The 24668-nt window shown below is 51.8% G+C and carries 26 protein-coding genes and 2 tRNA genes; 8 read left to right on the forward strand and 20 right to left on the reverse strand.

Going from position 1 to position 24668, the window contains the following annotated elements; translation table 11 throughout:
* Nucleotides 1–43 precede the first annotated feature (43 nt).
* A complete protein-coding gene (locus M3194_RS04085; protein WP_251652130.1) occupies nt 44–745 on the forward strand; it encodes an N-acetylmuramoyl-L-alanine amidase family protein in 702 nt (233 codons plus the stop codon).
* Here M3194_RS04085 and M3194_RS04090 read toward each other — a convergent pair.
* A complete protein-coding gene (locus M3194_RS04090; protein ID WP_285889077.1) occupies nt 710–1528 on the reverse strand; it encodes a divergent polysaccharide deacetylase family protein in 819 nt (272 codons plus the stop codon). The genes M3194_RS04085 and M3194_RS04090 overlap by 36 nt on opposite strands.
* Before the next feature lie 134 nt (nt 1529–1662).
* On the opposite strand from M3194_RS04090, the gene M3194_RS04095 reads away from it, so the two are divergent.
* A tRNA-Leu gene (locus tag M3194_RS04095) sits at nt 1663–1749 on the forward strand.
* Nucleotides 1750–1905: 156 nt separating this feature from the next.
* Nucleotides 1906–1992: transfer RNA gene (locus tag M3194_RS04100), tRNA-Leu, on the forward strand.
* A gap of 134 nt (nt 1993–2126) precedes the next feature.
* On the opposite strand, the gene M3194_RS04105 is transcribed toward M3194_RS04100, so the two are convergent.
* From M3194_RS04105 to M3194_RS04115, 3 genes are read right to left on the reverse strand one after another with little or no spacing between them, the layout of a single operon-like run.
* Nucleotides 2127–2339, reverse strand: coding sequence for a hypothetical protein (locus M3194_RS04105; protein ID WP_251651745.1), 213 nt, complete (start codon nt 2337–2339; stop codon nt 2127–2129).
* Nucleotides 2340–2359: 20 nt separating this feature from the next.
* Nucleotides 2360–2674 carry a hypothetical protein gene (locus M3194_RS04110; protein WP_251651747.1) on the reverse strand — a complete coding sequence of 105 codons (315 nt, stop codon included), beginning with the start codon at nt 2672–2674 and terminating at the stop codon, nt 2360–2362.
* 39 nt (nt 2675–2713) lie between these two features.
* On the reverse strand, nt 2714–3283 hold the full coding sequence (locus tag M3194_RS04115; protein ID WP_251651749.1) for a xanthine phosphoribosyltransferase: 570 nt from the start codon (nt 3281–3283) through the stop codon (nt 2714–2716).
* Between the two features lie 206 nt (nt 3284–3489).
* Here M3194_RS04115 and M3194_RS04120 point away from each other — a divergent pair, with 206 nt between their 5' ends.
* Both M3194_RS04120 and M3194_RS04125 read left to right on the forward strand, forming a co-directional pair.
* Nucleotides 3490–4182: a hypothetical protein gene (locus M3194_RS04120; RefSeq protein ID WP_251651751.1), complete on the forward strand. Its 693-nt coding sequence runs from the start codon at nt 3490–3492 to the stop codon at nt 4180–4182.
* 83 nt (nt 4183–4265) lie between these two features.
* A complete protein-coding gene (locus M3194_RS04125) occupies nt 4266–5303 on the forward strand; it encodes a YkvI family membrane protein (protein ID WP_251651752.1) in 1038 nt (345 codons plus the stop codon).
* Here M3194_RS04125 and M3194_RS04130 read toward each other — a convergent pair.
* The 3 genes from M3194_RS04130 to M3194_RS04140 are packed head-to-tail and all read right to left on the reverse strand — an operon-like array spanning nt 5268 to nt 10896.
* On the reverse strand, nt 5268–8489 hold the full coding sequence (locus M3194_RS04130) for an AAA family ATPase (RefSeq protein WP_251651754.1): 3222 nt from the start codon (nt 8487–8489) through the stop codon (nt 5268–5270). The genes M3194_RS04125 and M3194_RS04130 overlap by 36 nt on opposite strands.
* Nucleotides 8486–9763 carry a metallophosphoesterase family protein gene (locus tag M3194_RS04135; protein WP_251651756.1) on the reverse strand — a complete coding sequence of 426 codons (1278 nt, stop codon included), beginning with the start codon at nt 9761–9763 and terminating at the stop codon, nt 8486–8488. Before M3194_RS04135 ends, M3194_RS04130 begins: the two co-directional genes overlap by 4 nt.
* A 2-nt stretch (nt 9764–9765) precedes the next feature.
* Entirely contained in the window at nt 9766–10896 is a 1131-nt protein-coding gene (locus M3194_RS04140) for a glycosyltransferase family 4 protein (RefSeq protein WP_251651758.1), read from the reverse strand.
* Nucleotides 10897–11419: 523 nt separating this feature from the next.
* Between M3194_RS04140 and M3194_RS04145 the strand changes: the two genes are divergently transcribed.
* Entirely contained in the window at nt 11420–12598 is a 1179-nt protein-coding gene (locus M3194_RS04145; protein ID WP_251651759.1) for a GGDEF domain-containing protein, read from the forward strand.
* 509 nt (nt 12599–13107) lie between these two features.
* Here the strand turns inward: M3194_RS04145 and M3194_RS04150 are convergent.
* The 7 genes from M3194_RS04150 to nrdI form a co-directional block, all read right to left on the reverse strand.
* Entirely contained in the window at nt 13108–13773 is a 666-nt protein-coding gene (locus M3194_RS04150) for an HAD family hydrolase (RefSeq protein ID WP_251651761.1), read from the reverse strand.
* The gene (locus tag M3194_RS04155) at nt 13770–14453 is read right to left on the reverse strand and encodes a YjjG family noncanonical pyrimidine nucleotidase (RefSeq protein WP_251651762.1); all 684 of its coding nucleotides are present in this window, start codon (nt 14451–14453) and stop codon (nt 13770–13772) included. The genes M3194_RS04150 and M3194_RS04155 overlap by 4 nt, the downstream gene beginning before the upstream one ends.
* 32 nt (nt 14454–14485) lie before the next feature.
* Nucleotides 14486–15283 carry a PhzF family phenazine biosynthesis protein gene (locus M3194_RS04160; protein ID WP_251651763.1) on the reverse strand — a complete coding sequence of 266 codons (798 nt, stop codon included), beginning with the start codon at nt 15281–15283 and terminating at the stop codon, nt 14486–14488.
* Nucleotides 15284–15401: 118 nt separating this feature from the next.
* Nucleotides 15402–15857, reverse strand: coding sequence for a GyrI-like domain-containing protein (locus tag M3194_RS04165; RefSeq protein WP_251651764.1), 456 nt, complete (start codon nt 15855–15857; stop codon nt 15402–15404).
* Nucleotides 15858–16197: 340 nt separating this feature from the next.
* Nucleotides 16198–17154 carry a class 1b ribonucleoside-diphosphate reductase subunit beta gene (nrdF, locus tag M3194_RS04170; protein ID WP_251651765.1) on the reverse strand — a complete coding sequence of 319 codons (957 nt, stop codon included), beginning with the start codon at nt 17152–17154 and terminating at the stop codon, nt 16198–16200.
* A 70-nt stretch (nt 17155–17224) separates the two neighbouring features.
* Nucleotides 17225–19309, reverse strand: a complete 2085-nt coding sequence (gene nrdE / locus M3194_RS04175; RefSeq protein WP_251651766.1) for a class 1b ribonucleoside-diphosphate reductase subunit alpha — start codon at nt 19307–19309, stop codon at nt 17225–17227.
* A complete protein-coding gene (nrdI, locus tag M3194_RS04180; protein ID WP_251651767.1) occupies nt 19242–19655 on the reverse strand; it encodes a class Ib ribonucleoside-diphosphate reductase assembly flavoprotein NrdI in 414 nt (137 codons plus the stop codon). The genes nrdE and nrdI overlap by 68 nt, the downstream gene beginning before the upstream one ends.
* Before the next feature lie 284 nt (nt 19656–19939).
* Here nrdI and M3194_RS04185 point away from each other — a divergent pair, with 284 nt between their 5' ends.
* Nucleotides 19940–20161: a hypothetical protein gene (locus M3194_RS04185; RefSeq protein ID WP_251651768.1), complete on the forward strand. Its 222-nt coding sequence runs from the start codon at nt 19940–19942 to the stop codon at nt 20159–20161.
* A 150-nt stretch (nt 20162–20311) separates the two neighbouring features.
* Nucleotides 20312–20950, forward strand: a complete 639-nt coding sequence (locus M3194_RS04190; protein ID WP_251651769.1) for a thymidine kinase — start codon at nt 20312–20314, stop codon at nt 20948–20950.
* 159 nt (nt 20951–21109) lie between these two features.
* Here the strand turns inward: M3194_RS04190 and M3194_RS04195 are convergent, their stop codons facing one another.
* The 6 genes from M3194_RS04195 to yhbY are packed head-to-tail and all read right to left on the reverse strand — an operon-like array spanning nt 21110 to nt 24641.
* Nucleotides 21110–21871, reverse strand: a complete 762-nt coding sequence (locus M3194_RS04195) for a class I SAM-dependent DNA methyltransferase (RefSeq protein ID WP_251651770.1) — start codon at nt 21869–21871, stop codon at nt 21110–21112.
* Between the two features lie 4 nt (nt 21872–21875).
* On the reverse strand, nt 21876–22808 hold the full coding sequence (locus M3194_RS04200; protein ID WP_251651771.1) for a CvfB family protein: 933 nt from the start codon (nt 22806–22808) through the stop codon (nt 21876–21878).
* Nucleotides 22805–23152 carry a ribosome silencing factor gene (rsfS, locus tag M3194_RS04205; RefSeq protein WP_251651772.1) on the reverse strand — a complete coding sequence of 116 codons (348 nt, stop codon included), beginning with the start codon at nt 23150–23152 and terminating at the stop codon, nt 22805–22807. The genes M3194_RS04200 and rsfS overlap by 4 nt, the downstream gene beginning before the upstream one ends.
* An 11-nt stretch (nt 23153–23163) precedes the next feature.
* Nucleotides 23164–23727 (reverse strand): bis(5'-nucleosyl)-tetraphosphatase (symmetrical) YqeK, encoded by a 564-nt coding sequence (gene yqeK, locus M3194_RS04210; protein WP_251651773.1) that lies wholly within the window; start codon nt 23725–23727, stop codon nt 23164–23166.
* Nucleotides 23717–24307 carry a nicotinate-nucleotide adenylyltransferase gene (gene nadD, locus M3194_RS04215; protein WP_251651774.1) on the reverse strand — a complete coding sequence of 197 codons (591 nt, stop codon included), beginning with the start codon at nt 24305–24307 and terminating at the stop codon, nt 23717–23719. Before nadD ends, yqeK begins: the two co-directional genes overlap by 11 nt.
* A gap of 22 nt (nt 24308–24329) precedes the next feature.
* The gene (gene yhbY, locus M3194_RS04220; protein ID WP_251651775.1) at nt 24330–24641 is read right to left on the reverse strand and encodes a ribosome assembly RNA-binding protein YhbY; all 312 of its coding nucleotides are present in this window, start codon (nt 24639–24641) and stop codon (nt 24330–24332) included.
* Nucleotides 24642–24668: the final 27 nt, after the last annotated feature.

A 24668-nucleotide genomic window follows, 5' to 3' on the forward strand; every position in this document is an offset into this window, starting at 1 on the left:
ACGGCGTCTTGGCATAAAGAAGGAGGAATTCAAGTTGTTTAAAATGATGCGGATCGCCGTTCTTGTATGGATTGGTTTGCTTTTGTCAACATCGCAGCTGTCAGCGGCCATGCCGGAAACCAAACAGCTCGCTCAAGCCCCGGAGGACAGCTGGACAATGCCGTCGGCGACCGTCTTGATTGATGCGGGGCATGGCGGCATAGATGGAGGAGCTACGGCCGGCGAAATTTTGGAGAAGAACATTAACCTGGCGATTGCCCAAAAGCTTTATCTGCTTCTGAACAGCCAAGGCATTCCCGCAGTATTAAACCGTACCGGCGATTATGCGCTAAGCGACGATAACCGATGGCATATAAGCCGTTCGCGGCACAAACGCGATTTGTCGCAGCGCCGCCAATTAACCGACGAGATTGAAACTACCATGCTGGTCAGCCTCCACGTGAACTGGACGAAGGACCGGTCCAAGCATGGTCCGCTTGTTCTTCATCAATCCTCCGGCGAAAGCGCGCTGCTGGCCTTTTGTATCCAGGATACGCTGAACAGACAGCAGCAGACGGCATTCTATCCGAGGGAAGGCAAACCCTTCTATTTGCTGCGCAAGGTCGATCAGCCTGCCGTCATTGTCGAAATGGGATTCATCAGCCATGAAGGCGACCGGCTCATGCTTACCGATCCGCGGCAGCAGCTCCGTATTGCTACGGCTATCGCTTCAGGGATTCGGCAGTATAAATGGATCGCCCGATAAAGAAGGCACCAGATTAGACAGCTTCACGAATTCTACATGGCCGTCCGACTGCATCGACGGAATAGATGCCTTCAGGACGGCTGCCGTTTTTTTGCCCGATGGCCCGACATGGCCAATGACGATGCAAGTATCGTGTGATTCCAGATGTTTTTTCGCAAGCGTTATTTGCTTGGCCACATGCTGCTCCGTATACACATCATCCAGGAAAACGTCATTGCCGAGTGCCGGCACCCCAAGCTCTTCGGTTACCTTCGGAACAACGGTCTTGAAGGTCGTACGGCTGTCGAGGAAGAATAGCCCCCGCTCCTTGCATACCGTGAGCACAATTCGCATGATCCGTTCATCCGCCGTGATTTTGGATCCCATATGATTGTTCATGCCAACGGCGTATGGGACATTATCGATCGCCTCTTCAACCCGCTTCCGTATCTCGGCGTCGCTGAGATCCGCCGTAATCGCTCCCGGTCCCAGCCATTTCTTGAGCCCTTTATTAGGCTCCATTGGCATATGTACGATAACGTCATGACCAAGACGATGCGCTTCTTCCGCATCCTTTTGGGTTGTTGGCATAAACGGCATAATCGCAACCGTGAATTTGACAGGAAGCTTCAGCATCTCTTCCGTACCGTCCATTCCGTTGCCGAAGTCATCGATGACGATGGCGAATTGTCTTGCCGATTTGGCTTGTTCCTCTTCAGCCGCAGTTACTTGCCCGGCACTAACAGGCCATAATAACAGAAGTGCAATGATCCCAATGGCAGCTGCCCTGCAAGGTTTATTCATGACATACACCCTTTCCTGATTATCTCTTTCATTGTTTGTCCAACCGAGGAAAAATATGCTGAATTTTGCAACTTTATCGGATCCCTTGACGAACGAATCGTGTACATGCTACCATTAGGGACGTAATAAGGCATGCGGTCGTGGCGGAATTGGCAGACGCGCTAGATTCAGGTTCTAGTGGTGTAACAGCCGTGGAGGTTCGAGTCCTCTCGACCGCACCATACATAAAGGGTTTCAGCGCATGAGCTGGAGCCTTTTTTATTTGTCCAATTTGAATTGTAATTCTGATGAGCCGTCAATCTTCATTTAAATTTAACAAACCGCTTGACTCTTCCCATGAAATAATGCTATTATATCTTTCGTTGGCAACAACATTTGCGGTCGTGGCGGAATTGGCAGACGCGCTAGATTCAGGTTCTAGTGGTGTAACAGCCGTGGAGGTTCGAGTCCTCTCGACCGCACCAACTTTACTAACTCAAAGGTTTTGGACAGTCTAGCGATAGACGGCCAAAGCCTTTTTTTGTTGTTCTCCTTTTACTCCGGCAAATAAAAAAGCAGGCAACTCTGCCGAAACAGAATTGCCTGCTGTACTTGCTTGCTACTCGGCAGAACCGCGTTCGCTTGAGGCAAGCTCAACGCGGTAATTGCGGCTCAGCTTAACGACCCGCTTGTTCTTGCGCCGGATCACGAATGTGGTATCATCCCATGCAACAACGATCCCTACCACATCGTTAACTTCCATCTCGTCACGGACGACCCGAACAAGATCCCCGCTTACTCGGAACTGATCTAACTGCTCTTCACTAATCACCGCTAATACCTCCGTACGGATTAACCGACATGCTCCTTGGAATCATTGGTTTCATACCACTCGTCGAGCACTCGTGAAGACATAACGCGTTTTGCAATATATTCTGCCTGACGTTCCGTGAACTGATCTTTCCATTCCTCACCGAGTTCATCACAAAGCTTCACAATAGTAAGAAGTTCCGACCAAGCGACATAACGCTTGTACCAGAAAAATTGCGGATGCTCAATCATATAAGGATACAAATCATCAAATTCCGTATGCTTACAATCAAGTGCGCGTTCGAAGTGGACTTTCGCGTCACCTAGTTTCGCAGTCAAAAATTCAGAAGTTAACATTGCTGCTGCCTCCCCTCGGTTATTCACTCTCATTATAACTTAGTCGAACTGAATTTGCCCGTTTTTCAAAGAAGTAACATTTACAAGTGATTCTACCCGTACGCCTTGCTCGCGCAATGTTCTCGAACCGGCCTGGAACGATTTCTCCAGTACAATCCCCATGCCTACCAGGTGAGCGCCTGATCTTTCAATGATTTTAATAAGTCCGCGGGCTGCATCGCCATTGGCGATGATGTCGTCGATGAAGAGCACTTTATCTTCATTCGACAAGAATTGCTTCGACACCATGATGTCGGTCACCATCCCCTTCGTGAAGGATGGAACACGCTCCGAATAGGCATCCGGATCCGCGATTAATGTTTTCTTGCGACGCGCAAATACAAGCGGTACGCCTAGCACATAAGCCGCTGCATAAGCAACGGGAATACCAGAGGATTCAATCGTAAGTACTTTCGTAATTTTCTCGTCAGCAAACCGTTTAGCGAATTCATGTCCCATTTCCATCGTAAGAGCAGGATCGACCTGGTGGTTAAGTATGGAATCCAGTCGCAGCACATCGTTTGAAAGCACCGATGCCTGCTCTAAAATTCGTTCTTTTAAAATATCCATCGTCATTTCCCTCCACCAAAATCTCTTTTCGATAACTTACCATAGGATAGGCGAACAACGCAACCCGGCTTTTTCAATTTTTTTATCGAAGAAGGATATGGCGTCTATATAGTAGAAGGAATGTATAATGAAGAAACTTTTTCCAGATGCAGGCGTTATAAGGATAAGAGAATTGGACAAAAGCGACCCCAAAGGAGCGCAATAGAATGAAGAAGACTATACGGAAATACGACACGGCAAAATGGGCGGTCGTCCTTGCTTTTACCCTGATTACCACAGCAGGCTGCACAAGCGGATTAAACCCGAACTCCCAATCAAGCATGCTGCCTGCCGATAATCATAAGGATACTTATTTAACGGGAGATACCCCGCAGAAAACCTATCTTCAAGGGCAAGAGAAAGAGAACGGAGTTTCCGAGAAGGAGCCATACTCAAACGGCGCAAATACGAACGGCGGAGACACAAGCGCAGAGTCATCGGGCAAAACCACGCAAGCCTCGGCCAAGCAGCAATGGAATGCGGCTCATCCGGTCATGCTGGGGTTAGCCATTGGCGATTCCAATGCCAAGGTGTCGGAGCGCTACGGTAAAGCAGATGATGTTTACAGCCTGGAGGATGATTCGGAAGCCATTGAAGTATACGAATACAAAGGCTTCGCCGTCGGAATTAATGCGCAAAAGACCATTCAATATATTGAGGTTTACGATAAATCGATTGTAACCGGTCTAAGCGGCATACGGGTCGACGACCGGACGGAGGCCGTTCTGAAGGCGCTTGGCAAGCCCTCTTCGCAGAACAATTACATTATTACTTATCAGGGGAAAGACTCTTTGCTGAAGTTTGACCTTGATCCGGATCGCGACAAAATCGTTTCCATTAAGCTGTTAGCCGGGGCATAACCGGTTGCGCCTGAAGTTGCTGTCATGCCCGTCCCTCTTTGGACATACCTTTTATATAGAAGGTTATCTCGGGAGGACATGCCATGGCAAAGCGTACAGGTAAGGTTCTGCAAATTGCTTCTACTTATATAGGCACCATTGTAGGCGCCGGTTTCGCGACTGGACAAGAGATCTTGCAGTTTTTCACCCGCTTCGGTTATTGGGGTACGCTGACGATCGCGGTTGCGACGGCGCTCTTTATATGGCTGGGCGGGAAAATGATGATCATTGCCAGCGACATTGGGGCAAAATCGTACGAGGATCTTAATATTGCTTTATTTGGCGAGAAGTATGGGAAGTGGATCAGCCATTTCATGCTTCTTATCCTATTGGGAGTGACGGCCGTCATGCTCGCCGGCGCCGGCACGATCTTTTACGAGAATTGGAATATCTCCTATCAGTCCGGCTTAATCATCACGATTGCCGCCTGTTACTTCCTGCTGCGCAAGGGAATGAAGGCGATCTTGACGGTTAATGCCATCGTCGTGCCGATCATGCTTTTGTTCACGGTCCTGATTATGCTGGATACCTTTCAAACGCCGGAGTCCAGCAGATTCATTACCATTTCCACCGATCATTCGGTGTGGGCCGCATGGGCCTCCCCTTTTCTGTATACGGCTTTTAACCTGTCTATGGCCCAGGCCGTACTAGTACCGCTTGGCGCGGAGATCCGGGACCGAAAAACCATTGTGCTTGGCTCATGGATCGGCGGTATCGGCATAGGAATCATGCTGCTGGCCGGACATATTGCGCTATCGGTTCATATGCCCGGCATTCAGCAGTTTGCGATTCCGATGGGAGGCATCGCCAAGCAGCTTGGCCATGTCGTCCAGTACATTTATATTTTTCTGATCTTTGCCGAAATCTTTACCACGCTTATTGCCGATATCTACGGCCTTACCCTCCAGCTGCAGGAGCGGCTGAAATGGTCTCGTCCGGTGTTGACCTTCGGGGTGCTCGCCTTCTGCTTTGTCGCAAGCCAGATCGGCTTTGGCCCGCTTCTCTCTACCTTGTATCCGATCTTTGGCCTTATCAGCTTAGGCTGGCTATACCTGATTATTAGGCGAAAGATGGCCCACTAGCTGCCGACTTCCGCCGGGAAGCTGAATTTGAAGAGCATGAGGAATATGGCTCTGGAGGACATCCCGGATATGCTCATGACACGTAAACAAAATCATTTGCCGCGTTGACGTCAGCTCGCCTAGCAAATGCGCTGCCGCCTCCAGACGCCGGCGGTCAAAGTTCACAAATAAATCATCCAGCAGCAGCGGCAGCCCCGCTGCTGCTGTTCGTTCTGCGGCAAGCGCCAGCCGCATCGCCAAATAGATAAGCTCCGCTGTTCCGCGGCTCAGCATGACGGAATCGACCAGGCGGTTATCCGAGGCCTCAAGCCGGATAGAAGGCTGATCAGGCGAGGTAAGCACCCGGATATACCGTCCTTCGGTAAGCCTGCGGACGTAATCGCTAGCCAGCTTGAGCAAGGCAGGCTGCCTCTCTTCCTCATAGATCCGTTTCGTCGCCCGGATCAACGAGGCGCTGACAGACAACACGGCATATCGCTCCGCATCCTGAGCCAGCTGGGCGATCGTCATTTCCTTAACCGCCAGCAGCTCCCGGTGCTTCTCCTCTTGCAGCAGATGGTCCAGCTGCTGACGGAGCCTGCCGCGCCTGTCCAGCAGCTCCGCCTTGCTTTGCTCCAGCTGCTTTGTTTTATTTTTCAAATCTATAAAAAGCCGTTCAAGCTCGTCTCCGTCATTTGTAGACAGAAGCTGCTCGAGTTCATTTATCCGCAGCTCTGACAAGCCAGCCGTAATTTCAATCTGCAGCTTGGAGCTCTCGAGAAGGATCTCTTCCAATCGGGAGCGGTGAACCAGGACCGCGGCGAATTCGGACTCACTCTTGAAGCCGGCGCCATCGAGGAGGGTTTGCATGGAAGATGCAAGGATTAGCTGCTTGTCCTGTGCAGCAACAGATGCAATATGCAAGGCTTGCAGCCGCTCATCCAGCCGGGCGGCTTCTTCCTGCGCCGCCGCTTGCCGGCGCAGCTCCGCCTGCAGGAGCCGCAGCGCAAGCGTTGGCTCCGAAGGCAGACGATGCGCCGCGTCGGGGAAAGCGGCGCAGAGCTCCGCCGCGCGGATCTCGAACGCGGCGAGCTGGGTCTCCGCCGCGGCCTGCTTCGCCGCGCGGCGGTCCCGCTGCTGGAGCCGGAGCAAAGCTTGCTCGGCGAGCTCGAAGACTTCAAGCGCTGCGTCCGGCGACATGTCCGGCAGCGCCAGCGCTTCCAGCCAGCCGCGCCATTGGCGGACGGCGGCCGCATGCTCTTCGGCCGCGGCGGCAGCTGCCTCGCGGCGCTCGCCCGCGGCAGCGCGAAGCCGCGCATGGCGGCGCGCCAGCTCGAGGCGGCCGGCGCCGAGCTGCTCGCTGCGCTGCAGCGCGATGGCGCGAGCCTCGGCCGCGGCGCGCAGCTGCTCGCGAGCCGCGGCGGCCTGCGGCGGCTCCGCCAGCAGCGCTGCGGCGGCTTCCGCGGGCGCGCCGACGAGCGCCGCGAGCGCTGCGCGGACGCGCTGCTCGCGCGCAGGCGCTGGCGCTGGCGCCGGGCCGCGAGTGCGCCGCGGCCCGCGCCTAACCGCGCGGCGGCCGCGGGCCTGCGCCAGCGCGGCCAGCGCCAGCGCGAGCGCGCCTAGCGCAGCAGCTGCGCCGGCTGCGCCAGGGAAAGCGCCGCCGCCAAGCGAGGCGGCGCCCAAAGCAACAGCGGCGCCGCCGGCCAGCGCCGCGCCGATCCATAGCGGGCCGGCAGAGCCTTGACCCGCCTCCTCTTGCGCGGCTGAACCGCTCTGCAGCCGCTCGAGCTCCCACTCGCGCAGCGCGGCATCGCAGCTGTTCCACGCTGCGCGCATCGCTTCGCTCGTTTGAGGCAGGAATGCGGCGCCGCTGAACGCCATGCGCCCGCTTGCGGCAGCTTCAGCTTGCGCAAGCTCGACCTCCGCTTCGGCAAGCAGCTGAGCAGCCTCCCGCTCCTGCTGGCTCGCCGCATGCAGATCGGCGTTCAGCCTCTCTATATTGCGGCCTGCCGCCACTTCAAGCTGTCTTTGCCCCCGCACGTATTCCCGGTCGGATACGGTCAGCTGCAGCTCAAGCAGCTGCTGCTCTCCCCAGTTCGGAGCGATTCGTCCAAGCAGACGCGCTAATACTTCTTCATCCGATTGCAGCTCCGCGATTAGCGTAAGTCTCTCCTCGCGCAAGAGCTGCATCCGTTCGCTTTCAAGCAGCAACGCTTCGGCTTCTTCCTTCCGGGCGAGCAGCTCTTCATTAACCTGGATCGCCAAGCGCTTCTGCCTGATCAGCTGCCGTTCTTGCTCAAGCTGCTCCCGTTCATGGCTCTGGCTGCTTCGCTCCTTCTGAAGCTCATGCCATTGATGCTCCGCTTCGGGAGTAATCCGCCCCGCATCGGCTATGCCTTCCTGCTCCCTATCAAGCTCAAGCCTCCTCAGCCAAAACGGCCGTATCGCATGAGCTTTGCCCGCCAGCTGCGCGGCAGACTGCCGCTCGGGCAGCTCTGCATCCAGCCTGCCGAGCTCAAGACCAATCCGTTCCATCTCCTGCTGCAGCTCATTGTATGCCTGAATGGCATCCGCCTGCTTCCGTAGCTCCTGCTCCGTCTGCTCCAGTGTCTTCAGCTGTTTATTTATCTGCTGGTTAACCCCGCGCGGCTTGAACAGCTGTTCCATCTCCTGCTGCAGCTTCTTCTCGGCGGCAGCAATCGCTTTGCCGTTCTCCCAGCCGGCATGATACAAATACCTTCCCAGCTCGTCATGCGACAAGGCTCCGACCTGCTGCAGCTCCGTTAAAGTAATCGCGTACAGCTCCCGAAAAAGCTGTTCGCTTGTTCCGCCAAGATAGGTCCGCTCCCATTCCTCCTGCGTTGGCCAGCTCTCTTCTTCCGCTTGATGCTCAAGCTTTGCATGACCAAGCCTCCGCAGCTTCAAGCGGCCCCCGTTCTGACTGGCATAACGCTCCGCTATGTAAGAACAGCCATCCTCGTCTTCAAACACCAGCTGTCCGCCATGCGTTCCGCCGTTTACCGGCTCTTGCCGTTCTGCCGGTTGGTTCCGCCTTGCAAAACCGTACAGAATCGTACGGATGAATCCGAACAACGTGCTTTTACCTGCCTCGTTCATGCCATACAAAACAACGGAAGGGCCGTCCAGCCGAATGTTTAATCCCTGCAGCCGGCCAAAACCGTCAATCCGGGCCTCAAGCAGTTTCATTCATCCTTCCTCCCTTCTCTACCGTCAGCCGTAAGCAGTCCAATAGCAAGCTCTCTAGCCTGCTCCAGCCAATGCTGGGGTAGCTCGTCCCATCGTCCGCGGAGCAGCCTTCCCAGCTTTGCATGTCCGGAGAGAGGGGCGACGGCTGCGGCAGCTTCCCGCCTCCATGCGTCCTTCTCGGCTTCCAGCCGCAACGTAAGCCTGAACAATTCACCGGCAAAGCTGTCCTCGTCTTGCAGCTCCGACAGCTCAAGCTGAGCTTTCGTATTTCCTTCAAGAGCATAAACCCATGCCTCGAGCGGCAATTGCTGCAGCTGCTCCAGCAAGGCACGGATCGTAAGCGTCTCCGTCAGCTTAGGATGCAACGGACCTTGACCGTCCAGCAGAAGCCGAAGCATGACCGTCCGCCCTTCTCCTTCAGATGCAAGCAGCTCAGCCTGCTCTTCGAGCCGTTGAAGCAGCTCCTGCTCCGTATTTAGTCCCGCAATAGAAACCCTAGCCTCCAGCCACCTGATTTCATCAAGCGGCACAAAGGTCAATTGAACGGCCCGTGAAGAGGAAACCTCAACCACATAGCATCCTTTTGGTCCTGTTTCTCTCGGATTCCGCCCCTGAATATTGCCCGAATAAACGACATGCGGATATTCATGCAGCACTTTTCTTGTATGTATATGGCCTAATGCCCAATAATCGAATCCTTTGCCAACCAGCTCCTCAAGCGAGCAAGGCGCATACGGATCATGGGCTTGATCCCCGTTCACGTTGCCATGCAGCATCGCGATATGGAAAGGCGCACCTTCAACCGGCGAATAGCCTGCCGCCAAATTATCGGTTACGTGGCGCTTCCCGTAAGACATCCCGTAAACAAAAGCAGCCAGCTCACCGTTTCTGCAGTAAGCCGGCCGATATTCCATTCCGCTTGCGCCAAATTGCGTCACGTTGGAAGGAAGCTTCAGCTCCGCCCTGGCGCCGTTAAGAGGATCATGATTGCCGTGTATGACAAATACAGCTATTCCATGCTGCTGCAGACGTTCCCATTCCTTCATTAGAATAAGCTGCGCTTTCAGCGAACGGTCCGCCTCATCGTACAAATCACCGGATATGACGATAAAATCAACCTGCTCCCGAATCGCCGTCTCCGTTAGCCGGCGCAGGGCGCTGAAGGTAGACGCCATCAGCCTCTCCTTCAGCGCATCCGGCACCTTGCTCATTCCGCGAAACGGACTGTCGAGATGCAAATCTGCCGCATGTATAAATCGAAAAGGAACCGTCACGATTATTCCTCCGGTTTCAGCGATAAATAAACTCTCTTCATCTGCGAGATGACCCGCTGGAGCGAATAGACCTTCTTCGCTTTATCCCAGCCTGCGCGCGCCAGATTGTAGCGGTAAGTCGGATCCACTACCAGCTTCTCGAGCGCATCCGCGAGCGCAGGCGCGTCTTCCGGCGGCACTAACAGACCGTTTACCCCGTCTTCGATTTGCTCGGCAATGCCGCCGACGTTTGTTCCGACAAGTGCCAGCCAGCACAAAGCCGCTTCCGCAAATACGGAACCGAAGGCTTCCGCGCGCGAAGGAAGAACAAAGACGTCGAAGAACGGCATGAACTCTTCGGGATGAAGCATGTAACCGTAAAAAATAATGTCGTCGTATAGGTCCAGCTTAACAGCAAGCTGCTCCAGTTCCTCCCGGATTGGCCCGTCCCCGATAATATGCAGGACAAAAGGATGCCCGCGCCGCTTCAGTTCCGCGCAAGCGTGCAGCAGAATATCCAGACCTTTCGCCGGCACAAGACGGCATACCGTAATAAATTGAGGTACGGCATTCTCGTGGGCGATTGGCTTGAAGCGTTTCTCGTCAAACCCGTTCGGAATAACTTTAATAACCGAGGTATCCTTCATATAAGGAGATAAATAAGTCCGGAATGAATCCGATACCGTAAGCAGTCGGTCAAGCTTGGCTTCCAGTTCACCGTAGATCGAAGTCAAGAAGCGGTGCGCCGTACTGTTTTCTTCAATTTTTCCGTTCAGGACAAGCTCCCGTTCGAAGCTGGAGTGAATCGTCATCATCACGGGCGTATCCGGATACAGCTGCTTCATAACAAGCGCCGCGATTGGATGATGCGCATGAATGATATCATAAGACTTTTTAAGCCGAAGACGCGTCCACCAAATATAGTCCCGCATCGTCTGCAAATATTTATCAACGATAGGATCACCAAGGAACGGTGTCACATCAAATGTTTCGAATACGATTTCTTCTTGTCCTTTGCCTCTTACCCGCTTCGGAAGCGAGAATAATTCCATCTGCCAGCCCAGTTTCAAAAAACGCTCTTGAATGTAAGGCACCATGGAGGACACGCCGCCCGGTTGTTCCGGCGGAAAAAACAATGCTTGTAGTATATTCAATGTCCTTCCTCCTAAAATGAATTATCACACAAATAGTCTCATTCCTGACTATTTGTGATGATTCATGCTTCGAATGCATTCGCTAAAAAAAATTTTCATACAAGTGGCTTACTCTGTGCCACTTGTGATAATTTTTGCTTCGTAAGCATGTGCTTATGAATTATCACACAAATAGTCTCATTCCTGACTATTTGTGATGATTCATGCTTCGTAAGCATTCGCTAAAAAAAATTTCATACAAGTGGCTTACTCTGTGCCACTTGTGATAATTTTTGCTTCGTAAGCATGTGCTTATGAATTGTCACACAAATAGTCTAATTCCCGACTATTTGTGTGATTCATGCTTCGTAAGCATTCGCTGTTGATCCTCTTTAATTTTAACCAGTTATAAGCCGATAACTTAATTATGGGAGATCAAGCTCTTTCGTTCCAGTGTCAACCTTTTACCATCTCGTAAATCATGATATATTAGAACATATGTTTCTGTAAAGCAACACTCCATAGGATATGGTGATACTCATTTATGACAATTCTAACCTGGCTTACCGGGCCTAACGGCCAGCTTATTTCTTCCGCATGTGTCATTATCATCCTTATACTCATGCTTTTCATGTCAACCCGGCTGTATACCAGTTATCGGAACAAACGCATCTACCGGCTGCTCACCTTAACGATCCCGCTCTTTATGGTGCAGAACACCGTTCTTGCGATGCTCGCTTATCCCGAGCAGGAGCTTCCGCCATGGCTTCATGTTGTTTCGATGATTTTACAAATCGTCTCTTTTATTATTATAAACTTTGTGTTCATGAAATTATATACTCATCGTGGCGCACAGATAAAAGTTGCCCCCTTCGTGCTGCTGATTGGCTTGACCTTTTTTATCGCCCTGCTGCAGTACATGTTTATTGATCCGTCCGAAGAAGTTCTGCTCCCGGGAGGGCAGTACCGTTTTCTTGCTCTTGATTTCTACTCATTAATTGTGACCTTCCTGATTCTGCTTGGCACCAAAGGGGCGGAGATGAACGGCAAGTTCTCGGCCAGCCTCATTACCTATTTCATCCTGGATCTATCGAGAATTGCTGATGGTTATGTGTTCCACGGCACTGTGGATTGGCTCGTGTTGCTCAGCTATTTTCTGCCGGTCGTCTATTTCATGCAGCTCTTCCTCCTGCTGTTCGAATGGGTGATCGAGCGGCTGATGATGACTTATCAGTCATCGATTACGGACGGTTTAACAGGCTTGTACAACCGGCGGCATTTCACCTCAAAGGCGGAGCAGCTGCTGCAAAATCAGAAAGGACTTGCCGTTATTTTCTGCGATATCGATAACTTCAAGAAGCTTAATGATACGCAAGGCCATCATAAGGCCGACGGCGTTCTGAAGCAGGTGGCTGAGATTATGAAGGAAGAATCCGCGGGAATCGGAGCGGCTGGCCGTTACGGCGGCGAAGAGCTGCTAGCCTGCATAACTACCGAGCGGGTTAAGCCGGAACGAGTCGCCGAATCCATCCGCAGCCGCGTCGAAAAAGAAACCATTGTAACCGTAAGCGTTGGCGTCAGTACTTCCAAGGATAGTCAGGAAGTCGTCCAGCTCATCAAGCTGGCGGACGAGGCCATGTACCATTCGAAAACCACCGGCAAAAACAAGGTATCCCTATTCCATTCCTTACCGTCCAGCAAGAAAAAAGCACTAACAACCTAAAAAACAGGGTCTAGTCTTAGCAGCCGTATGCCGCTACAGATTAGACCCTGTTATTTTATTCTCCACAATTCATACAGTCCAATCCGGTCCCCAATATTCCCCCGCATTCACTTTCCCATAAGCCCCATACACTCTCCATTTCTGCTCATTTCCCCCACCACTACCTGTAAGCTCCAAAAGCTTCTTACACTCCGGAGTTTCTTCCTCAAATCACTCTGTAAGCTCCAAAGGCGTCTTCCCCATCTCCATCCACCTAACTTTTTAACCAATCCCTTATCTGTAAGCTCCAAAAGCTTCTTACACACTAGCGTTTCTTCCTAAAATCACTCTGTAAGCTCCAAAGGCACCTTACATTTCTCCATCCACCTAACTCTTTAACCACTCCCCTCACCTGTAAGCTCCAAAAGCTTCTTACTCATCAGCGTTTCTTCTTCGCCGCATCTCTCACCACGAACAAAAAAAGCCCGCTCCCCTATCCGGAGAGCGAGCACCACATGACTAACCTTCATTTACTTCCTTACCAACCCGCTCAAGAGCTGTCCCAGCTCTTCTACCGTTCCCGACAGATAAGTCGGCTCTGCGAGCCTCAATTCTTCTTCGCTGCCATAGCCGTAGCCCACGCCGATAGTGTCCATGCCATGACGCTTGGCGCCGATAATATCATGCTTGCGATCGCCAATCATGATGGCATCCTGCGCGGACAAGCCGCAGGTTAGAAGCACATGCTCGATAACTTCCCCTTTATCGACGCGCGTATTATCCAGATTGCTGCCGCCAATAAACTCGAAGTATTCGCTCAGCTCGAAGTATGCGATGATTTTTTCAGCGAAGAAGGTAGGCTTCGACGTAGCGACATACAATGATGCCCCCTGCTCCTTCAGAGCTGCAAGGACTTCTTTTATACCCGCATATCGCTCGTTCTCGTACATGCCTCTCTCCGAAAAATATTCCCGGTAGTAAGCAATAGCCTGGGTGACCATTTCATCCGTAAAGCCGTAAAACTCCTTGAACGAGCCGGCTAACGGCGGTCCAATGAAAGGATCGAGGACATCGAGATTATCTACCTGAATGCCGAATTTGCTCAGAGAATATTGAATAGCGCTTGTGATGCCCAGCTTCGGGTCGGTTAAAGTACCGTCAAGGTCAAATAAAATAGCGGAATACGTCTTTGTCATAGCAGGGTCAGCACCTCGGATAATTGTTTGATTTCGAATTTAGGTTGAACGGGTGTCGGATTCGTCTTGTTATGCGGGTTATACCAGCAGGTATCGATCCCGCTGTTCAGACCGCCTTGTATATCAGAGGTTAATGAATCCCCTACAATCAGCACTTTGCCCGGATCGGTAATGCCAAGCTTATTAAAGGTGTACTCGAAGATGCCAAGATGCGGCTTCTGATAGCCCGTATCCTCCGATACGATGATATGCTCGAAATAATGATCCATGCCCGCCTTGGCAAAACGCGACAGCTGCACTTCCCGGATCCCGTTTGTAATAATAGCGAGTCTGACCTTGGAGCGCAGCTCTTCTACAAGCTCCACTGCCCCGTCGATCAAATAGGCGCCAGCTCCCAAATAATTTAAGTACCGGCTGCTGAACTCGTCAGCGCCTATGGTTATGCCCGTGCCGGCGAACAACCGGCTGAAGCGTTCCACCCGAAGGTCGGCAAGCGAAATGGCACCTTTTTCGAAATCATTCCACAGCTCCTGGTTAATGGTCCGATAGATCGCTACATAGTCGGTATCCGGCGATTGGATGCCAAATTCCTCAAAAACGCTTGAAAGCGCGTAGTCCTCGGCTTTCTTATAGTCGAATAGCGTATCATCAGCATCAAATAATATGACATCGTAGTTCATAACAGATTAACTCTCCTTGCTTTCATCATTTACTATACTTCCAGTGTCCCTTGCAAAATCAGCTTCGCTTGGCCGGTCAACAGGACACGGCTGCCGTTAACGGCAACCTTCACGATGCCTCCGCGTTTGGAAGCCTGATATCCCGTCAGCTCCTGCTTGCGAAGCCTTCTTGCCCAATACGGCGCAAGCGCGCAATGAGCCGAACCCGTTACCGGATCCTCCAGTATGCCCGCATTCGGATAGAAGGCACGGGATACGAAATCATAAGGCGAGCCTGCTGCCGCCTTCGCCGTAACAATGACCCCTCTGCCACCCACCGCGATAAGCTGCTGCTGATCGGGCTTTAGGCTGCGCACCGTTTGCTCACTATCTACCTCAACCACATAGTCCATACGGTTCTTGCCCGTATAACGGGGAATTAGTCCAAGTCCCTGTATAAGCGCTTCCGGGGCGTTCACCGGCTGCGCCGTCTCTTCCGGAAAGTCCATCGTCATCCAGCCGTCAACGGCGTCATACGCAACGGTGAGAATCCCGCTCTTGGTAACGAACCTGGCCGTATCTTGCGGCTGGAGTCTCCCTGTCTGCCACAGCACAAATGCTGAAGCCAATGTGGCATGACCGCAGAGATCAACTTCCGTCTCCGGCGTGAACCAGCGCAGGTCATAGCCGTCGTCGATCGGCACCAGAAAGGCAGTCTCGGACAGATTCATCTCTGCTGCCACCTGCTGCATCCACCGCTCGTCTTCCGGCTTCTCGCATAAGCACACCGCTGCCGGATTTCCGCGGAACGGGTCGCTTGCAAAAGCATCCACCACATAAATGGGTTTCATTATCCGCCCTCCTTATTGTCTTTATTATAAACCATTAAAAAAAACAGGGACACCAGTGGGACAATGTCATTAGGTTAAACTTAAATGACATTGACCCGCGGGGTACCCTGTTTCCTATTTATTCGTCTCGCAATGGAATAAGAAGCTCAACCTCTTCCTCTTCCCAATGCCGTTCATCGGTATAAAAGACTTCAATGGCCAGTGCGCTGTCATGCTTGTTCAGCTTCCGCTCGTTCATCCAGGCAAACAGCTGTTCATAAGCTTCGCCAATCCGTTTGTTTGTGGTCGCTACCATGGCATAACGGTGTTCCGGAATCGTGAACTGCACCATCCCTTTGGGCAGCTCCTCCATATGATACACCTCATAACAAGCCCAATAAGAGGCAAATACCTCATTGCCGAAATACGGGCTGTATAAGACAGGTGATTTGGATACGGTGTTTAATTCATGCTTGCGTGACAAAAACTCGCTCTGCAGCCGGATTGCTTCATCCGGAAAGGTAGAATACGGACCGCAATAGCTGATTCCGGCCAAATGAATAGCAGGCTTCGTAATGATGGAGCAGTTGTCCAAGCGAATACCTCCTAAAAAGTTTTCGAAGCAAAACTTACTTCGAAAGCATTGGCTTAAAGTTTTGCCAAGGTGAAACGGCTTCGCCATCCTTAGGCGGTAAAGCGCGTTTCATTCCTGAGAACTCTAAGCCAAATTAAAAGATAATTTGAAAACTCTTAGAATTGAAGCAAAACTTACTTCGCACTCAAAGAATTTAACGGTACGTATTAAGCAGGGATGAGCTTCATTTCGCCATTAGTGTAACATGATTGCCATTTTTAGGATAGTATTTTAATTGTTTTTTCCTGCTCTCCACAGGCACAAAAAAAGCCGGCTCATAGAGAGCCGGCTTTGGATGATTTTACATATTAAAAACGAAATCCTCGTCGCGCAATTGCTCAATATGCACGGTGCGCACATAGCCATTGCCTTTTTTCGAGAAGAAGTCATGCTGCTTGGTATGCGTGCTGATACCGTTGAAGACGATCGGGTTAACCGGCTCTTCCGGGAAGTAAGAATCGAAGCCCAGGTTCATAAGCGCTTTGTTCGCATTGTAACGGACATAAGCCTTCACTTCTTCCTGCAGGCCAATCGGGGTATACAGGTTATCCGTGTAGACCACTTCGTTCTCGTACAGCGTGTTCAGAAGCGCGTACACTTCTTCTTTCAGCTGCGTCTGCTCTTCCGGCGTGAACTCGTTGAACAGCTCCTGAGCCAGAACGCCAACGTACAGGCCGTGGATACTTTCGTCGCGAAGGATCAGGTCGATGATCTCGCCGCTGCTTGTCATTTTGCCCTGGCCAGCCAGGTACAGCGGATAGAAGAAGCCGCTGTAGAACAGGTAGCTTTCCAGGAATACCGATGCAGCCATCGCTTTGTACAGCTGCTGCTTGGTCTCAATGCCTTGGTACCACGAAGAAATCAATGTCGCTTTCTTCTGGAGCTGCTCATTGGTCTCCACCCATTGGAAGATCGCGTCGATCTCTTCCGCCGAAGCCAATGTCGTGAAAATACTGGAGTACGACTTCGCATGGATCTGCTCCATCATCGACATAAACGCCAGTACCGCTTTGCGCTGCAGGCCGTCCACATGCTCCAGGATTTTCGGCATGCCGATGCCGCCTTGAATCGTATCGAGAAGCGTCAACCCGCCCAGCACGTTTTTGTACACGCTGCGCTCGATGTCGCTCATTTCCATCCAGTCCATTTTATCGTCGGAGAGCGGAATTTCCTCGTCTGTCCAGAACTGCATAACGTTCTGCTGCCAGAAGGTAAGAGTAAAGTCGTCATCCGGACGGTTCCAGTTTACTGCTTTCATTAATCCTACTCCTTTGGTAGAAGGCTGCTGTCCGATAATCATCTTCCGGCAGCCTTGTCATTAGTTCAAATTATACGGCGCAGCTTGTGCATTCCTCAACGGAAAGACGCTTTGTTCTCGTATAGTAGAGCGATTTGAGGCCCTTCTGAGCGGCATAAATGTAGAAGCGCGCCAGTTCGCGGGTCGTTACGTTACTGTTCACGTGAAGAACCGTCGAGATGCCTTGGTCCACGTGCTGCTGAATTTCCCAGATCAGGTCGATCAGCTTAAACTGATCAATATTGTAAGCCGATTTATAGTAGAAGTAGTTATCTTGAGCCAAGTAAGGCATCGGATAGTAGGTTGTCGAGTTCGCATAAGTACGTGTCTCGATATGTTCTACGATCGGCATAACGCTCGAAGTCGAGTTTTGAATGTACGAGATGCTTTGTGTCGGTGCGATTGCCAGACGGTAAGCATGGTACAAGCCGTATTTCTGTACTTTTTCCTTCAAAGCTGCCCAGTCTTGAGGAGAAGGGATCTCCATGCCTTCGAATAATGCTTTCACTGTATCCGACGCCGGACGGTAGTCTGTCTCGATATAACGCGTGAAATAAGTGCCTTTCGCATATTCCGAACGGTCGAAGTCTTTGAATGATTTGCCGCGCTCTTTGGCGATTTCCATGCTTTTCTCGATCGAGTAGTAGTTCATCATCATGAAGAATGCGCTGGCGAACTCCTTCGCTTCATCGCTTTCGTAAGCGATTTTGTTCTTCGCGAAGAAGCCGTTCAGGTTCATTGCGCCAAGACCAACGGAATGGAGCTCTTCATTTGCTTTGCGCACGCCCGGAGCGTTGTCGATCTCGGATACGTCGGAGACCGTTGTCAAGGCTTCAATACCCACATGGACGGATTCTTTGATTTTCTTGCGTTCCATAACGTTAACAATGTTCAGCGATGCCAGGTTGCAGCTGATATCGCGGCGGATCACGTCATCCATGCCGTAATCATTGATCGTCGAAGTCTCCTGCACTTGGAAAATTTCGGTGCAGAGGTTGGACATTTTGACTTGACCGATATCCTTCAGGGCGTGAACCCGGTTGGCATTGGATTTGTTCATAATATATGGATAGCCGGATTCCAGCTGGATCGAAGCGATTTTCGTCATCATGTCGCGTGCGTTCATGACGGCTTTTTTCACGACTTTATCGTTGGCAAGCAGCTCTTCGTACATCTCGTCCATATCCATGTCGTCGAGATGTTTGCCGTATGCTTTATGAACGGAATGAGGGCCAAATACGAACAGAGTCTCGTTCTTTGCCGCAAGCTCATAGAATTTATTCGGAATGATCAGACCGATCGACAACGTTTTGATCCGTGTTTTCTCGTCTGCGTTAATTTTCTTGCAATCAAGGAATTCAATAATGTCCCAGCCGAAAATGTTGTAGTAGCCTGCCCCGGAGCCTTTGCGCTGACCCATTTGGTCCGCGTAAGAGAAGGCATCCTCCATCAGCTTCAGAACCGGCATAACGCCTTTTGCAGCGCCTTCTACGCCCTTGATCGCCTCGCCGCGTCCGCGCAGCTTGGACAGGTTAACCGCAACGCCGCCGCCGATCTTCGACAGCTGCATGCAGGTGCCAAGCACATAGTTAATGGAGTTCAGGGAATCGTCCATCTCAAGCAGGAAGCAGGATACCATCTCGCCGCGGCGGCTTTTGCCAGCGTTCAGGAACGTTGGGGTAGCCGGCTGCAGACGCTGCTCGATCATGGCTTCCGCAATACGCAGCGCTTTGGCGCCGTCACCTTCTCCGAGGTTCAGGGCAACGATTGCTACGCGGTCATGATATTGCTCCAGGTACTTCGATTTATCGTTCGTCTTCATTGCATAGTCTTTATAGAATTTCGAGATGGCCATATACGATTCGAATTGGAAGCTGCTGCTCTCCGTGAGCGTGAACACCGCTTCGATCTGCTCATATGTATATTGGTCGTATGCATTCTCGTAATAGTCGTTCTCGATGAGGTAGTCCAACTTTTCGCGAAGGGAACCGAATTTAACGCTTTTCGTTTCTACTTCCTCCATAAAAGCGGCTACTGCCTCTTTATCTTTATCCAATTGATAGAAGCCGTCCGCTCCGCGTTGCATCAATTCGTTGTTCAGTTCGATGTGTTTCAATGTTTCGCACCCTTTCGACAAAGTATTCCATATCTTGATTCGTGCCGGATAATTCAAACTTCGATATGACGGGCACGTCGAACAGAGATGAGATCATATCTGCGCTCTTCGCGAAGCCGTCTCCCCAGTTCCGGTTGCCGCTTGCGGATACCCCTTGCAGGTTCTTGCTGTTCCGGTTCAAGAAAGTCATGACGCGCTCCGGCACCTGACCAAATCCGGTCGTATAGGTTACCAGAACGAAAGGCTCGTCCACTTCATCAAGCTCGCCAATGGGTACCGCTCGCATATTCAATTTATTAATAAAGCGTTTCACATTGCCTGTTCTTGAATCGTAGACTACCAGCATGCTTCTCTCTCCTTCTAAAATTGTCACGCCGTTTTACTGAAATTTCAGCAATATAAAAGCGCTTCTGACAGCAAAGATGTCAAATGCGCTAGTTGACAATTTCGTTGAAATCTGACTACACAACTCAATATGTAGTTGATGAATTTGATTCTACATCAAGATATAGGCCTCGTCAATGCAAATTATGGAGAAATTATTTATTCGCGCTTTTTCGGCACTCGACTATTTTAACAGATGCGGATATGATGGGATAGTGACATTTTATTGCTATTACGGAGGTACAAATGGACAAGCAAATCACGCCGGAACAGCTCCGCGAAGCCGTGCTTAAGCTGTTCCAGGATGCCGGATATACGGTGCCCGGACTGCTGCCTTTCATAGATGGTTTGACGCAGGAAAACGATCGTCTGAAGCAGGAATTGAAAAAATTGAAGCTGGCTTCTGTCCGCGGATCGGCATCCCCGGGCAGCATGAACAGCAGATTGAAGGACGCATTAAGGGAATAATTAATAGATCGGATTTCGGACAGCAAAGTTTTAGAGCAAAATCCATATCTCGTGTCGAACACTAAAAAAATGTGTCGAATACCCCTATTGCATTTCCGACTTATTCTGCTAAAATGATACAACCATTGAAGTAAAGGTAAGGGATAAGTCATGGATAGAGGATTCATTACGGTCATTATCGGGCCCATGTTTTCGGAGAAGTCAGGGGAGCTCATCCGCCGCTGCCAGAAGTTGATGAAATACGGCCGCAAGCAGGTACAGGCTTATAAGCCGGCAGAGGATGACCGGTTCAGCACCGAGGAAATCGTCAGCCGGATCGGATACCGCCTTCCCGCAATTAGCGTCCCACGCGAGCTCTCGCCTTCTACGGTCGAACAAATCCTGTGCGAGACAAAGGATGCCGATGTCGTCGCGTTTGACGAAGCATCCTTTTTCGGCAAGCCTATCATTGCTCTGGTAGAGGAGCTGGCCTATTTAGGGAAGCACATCATCGTGGACGGCCTCAACATGGACTACCGCGGCAAGGAATTCGGCTATATCGGCGGATTGCTCGCAATTGCCGACGAAATTGTGAAATTAACGTCGTTCTGCGCGGTATGCGGCGATGCGAACGCAACATTCACCCAGCGGATCGTAAACGGCAAGCCAGCCAAGCTTGGCCCGGTCTTCCTGATCGGCGATACGGAGAGCTACGAGCCTCGCTGCCGTTCCTGCTTCGTCCCTCCGCACAAAGTGACGGAGGAAGCAGCGGAAGAGCTTACAGACACCATTACAGCGCCTCAAGCGTAAACGGCTGCGTTCTCCTAAGGAGGTGCGGCATTCGTTTCGCGCATGAAGTATAAGCATAGTAGGATAACTGCTTATACCTTCTCCTATTCAAACAACAAACAGGGTTGTCTCTTGTCACCATGCGTGACGGAAGACAACCCTGTTTGCTTTCATTCGCATTCACTTCACCGCCGCGAAAAACAACCGTTCCGAACGGTCGCCCGCAGGCTCAAGCTCAAAGTCCGCGTAGCAGTCAACCGTACGGAAGCCCGCCCGCTTCAAGGCAGCCTCCATCCAGGCGCGTTCGTACGCCCTCTGCGCATGCATTTCCTCGAAGCGCTCGAACCTCCCGTCTTTCTCCTCGGCGAATATCGTCAAGTGATGCTCGATCTGCAGGCGGGACTCGTCCAGCTCGCAGGTCCATATATAGGCAACCTCATCCTCATCCAGCACAAAAGGCTGCTCCTCCGCGTAACGAAGGAACACTTTAGGGTCATGAACATCGAACAGAAATAATCCGCCATCGCGAAGATTATCGTAAGCCGCCTTAAAGGCTGCCTCCACATCCTCTTCCTCTGTCAGATAATTTACGCAGTCGCAAAAGGAAATCACCGTATCCACCGGTTCTGCAAGCGTCCAATCCCGCATGTCCTGCTCCAGCCAAGTCGCGTTACCCCTTGCGCGCGCAACCTGCGAGGAGGCCTCCTCCCACTTGCTGTGGGCAACGGTCAGCATGTCGGCCGACAGATCGATTCCATATACCTCCAGACCGGAGAGAGCAAGAGGGATGGCGATGCTGCCCGTGCCGCAGCCGAGATCCGCTACCGTCATAGGCATGCCGTACCGCTCCCAGCTGTCATGGGCGAACTGCAGCCAATCTTCGTAAGGCATGTCCTGCATCAGCTTGTCGTAGACCGATGCAAATTGACCGTATGCATCCATGCCGCTATTCCTCCGTGCGCTCTGGGGATGCGGGTTCGGCAGCCTCGGAACCAGCGGTTGGGTCCGCCAGATACGTCCAGCTTCCCCTTTGCGTGACTTGACCTTCCCGCATAAGCTTGCCTAATGCGCGTTTGAAGGCGGACTTGCTGATGCCAAATCGCTGCTTGATCGTCTCCGCAGGCGATTCGTCCGAGTAAGGCATTCCGCCGCCCGGGCGCTCCTGCAGGAAAGCCAGAATGCGGTCGGCATCCTCTAATCGTCCTTCCTGCTTCAGCTTCGCCATCGACAGATTGACGCGGCCGTCTTCGCGGATAAACGTCACGCGGGCAGATACACGCTCGCCAAGGCGAAGCGGACGAACGCGTTCGGGTGCCGGAATTAATCCGTATACGCCAAAGCCCACAACGCCGCCGTCCACAAGCACGAACGAGCCCATTTGAAGGGACTTCGTTACCCAGCCCTCGACCCATTGGTTGCGCCAGGACTGCGGCGCTTCGAATACGAGCGGACCCAGCTCGTCCTCGCCTGCCGTTCTTGCGAGCAATCGTCCAGCCTTATCGTGCCCAAGCACAACATGCACCTCATCGCCTGGCAGCGGACGGAATTCCACCTTCTCCGGCAGCTCCGAGATCGGCAGCAGCAGCTGACGTCCCAAGCCAATCTCCAGGAAGCAGCCAAGCCTCGGATGAACATCGGCAACCTTCAGACGCGCCATCTCCCCAAGGAGGATTTTCGGGCGCTTCATGGTTGCCGCGATCCGGTCTTCGGAGTCAAAGAAGATAAACACTTCAACTTCATCATTCATTTTCGGCTTCTTGCCGACCAGCTCGGTGTAATGCAGAAGCACCTCCGACTCTTCATCGGTCAAGAAATAGCCGTAGGGCGACACTTCACGCGCCACCCTCAAAGTTACAAACGTACCGGCTGTCAGACTCATGCGAATTCCACTACCTTCGCATCGGACCACAGACGTTCGATATTATAGTAATCACGCTCGTCGCGATGGAATACATGGACGATAACATCCCCAAGGTCGATCAGTACCCAGCGGGCCGAATCCATTCCTTCAATGCCGCGTACGCGTACGCCGCGCATCTCCGCCTGCTTGCGGATTTCCGTTGTAATCGCTTGTACCTGCGTATCTGAATTACCGTGGCAAATAACAAAATAATCTGCCACAAGCGAAATTTCTTTCAAGTTTAATGCTACGATGCGCTGCGCTTTCTTGTCTTCCGCAGCCGTCACCGTAATTTGCAGCAATTCGTCCGAATGTACGGTCATAGCTCAGCCTCCTATTTTTGCTCTTCTATTAAATCATTGCGGGACTCCACAGTCAGCGGATAAATCCGGTTCCCTTTCTCCAGCAAGAATGAGATGGTGGAATCAAAGCCTGCGATAAGCGCCTGCTCGAGACTCGTCTCGCTCAGCTCGCGTATGCGGTCAACCCCCGGAAAATCCCGTCCGGGCTCCATATAGTCAGCCAGACATACCACTTTGTCCAGCTTGGTCATTCCAACCCGCCCGGAAGTATGATACCGGATTGCGTCAAGCACTTCCCGATCCTTCACGCCATATTCATGCTCGGCAACCCAGTACCCAACCTCCGCATGCCATAATGCTTTGTCATGATCCAGCAGCCCTTGGTCGAGCTGCTGTTCCCGAATAATCTGCTCCATCTTCGCAATGGGCCAATATTTGGCTACATCATGCAGAATGGCCGCAAGCTCGGCTTTTACCGGATCTTCCCCAAAGCGCTCGGCAAGGATGATGGAAGTCGCCATAACGCCCTCTACATGCTTCCAGCGTTTTTCCGGCATTTGCGATTTGACCGATTCAATCATTTGTTCACGATTCATAAAGCCCTCTCCTCTTTATAAATTGATGAACGGTGTCCGGTACAAGATAAGCGATCGTACGCCCCGATTGGGCTCTGCTCCGGATATCTGTAGAGGATATGCCGATTGGCGGCATTGCCGCCATCGTTATGCGCTGACGGATATATTCGGGCAATTCGCCGAGCTGCAGAGCCGTTCCTTCCCGTTCAAGTCCGATGAAGGTGATCAGCTCCGCCAGCTCTTCGATGCGATGCCATTTGGGCAGATCGTTAATCCTGTCCGAACCGATAATATAGGAGAAGGCAGCATCCGGATAATGTCTCTTCAATTCCAGCACGGTATCAATGGAATAACTCATTCCGCCGCGCCTCAGCTCGACATCCAGCGCCTTGAAGGCCGGGTTGCCCCCTAATGCTTCTTTTACCATCTGAAATCTCAATTCACTGCTTGCGCCTGGTTGATTGTCCTTAAGCGGAGGCTGATACGTTGGAATAAACCATACCTCGTCCAGCCCGCAGCCGTCACGCGCTGCCTCCGCCGCAATCAGATGGCCGATATGAACCGGGTCGAAGGTTCCGCCCATTATGCCGATTCTGCTCATCAAGTTCCTCTTCCGGCTTTCGCTATTTAGCTACAGCCTTAGGCAGCTCGATCTTGCGGTATTTCTCTTCCGTAGCTTGCTTGTACAGAACAATTGTCTTGCCGATGACCTGAACCAGCTCGGCGCCCGCAGCTTCAGCTACTTCCGCTCCGATCTCTCTCGGGTCGTCCATGCAGTTGTTCAGTACCGAAATTTTAATCAGCTCGCGAACTTCAATCGCTTCTTCAATATGACGAACGAGCTGATCATTAGTGCCGCCTTTGCCTACCTGGAAGATCGGCTGAAGATGATGAGCCAGCGATCTGAGGTGACGCTTTTGTTTGCCTGTTAACATGGGTTGTTCCTTCTTTCATCTCTATAG

It is taken from the genome of Paenibacillus glycanilyticus (genome assembly GCF_023715145.1).
GTDB lineage: Bacteria > Bacillota > Bacilli > Paenibacillales > Paenibacillaceae > Pristimantibacillus > Pristimantibacillus glycanilyticus_A.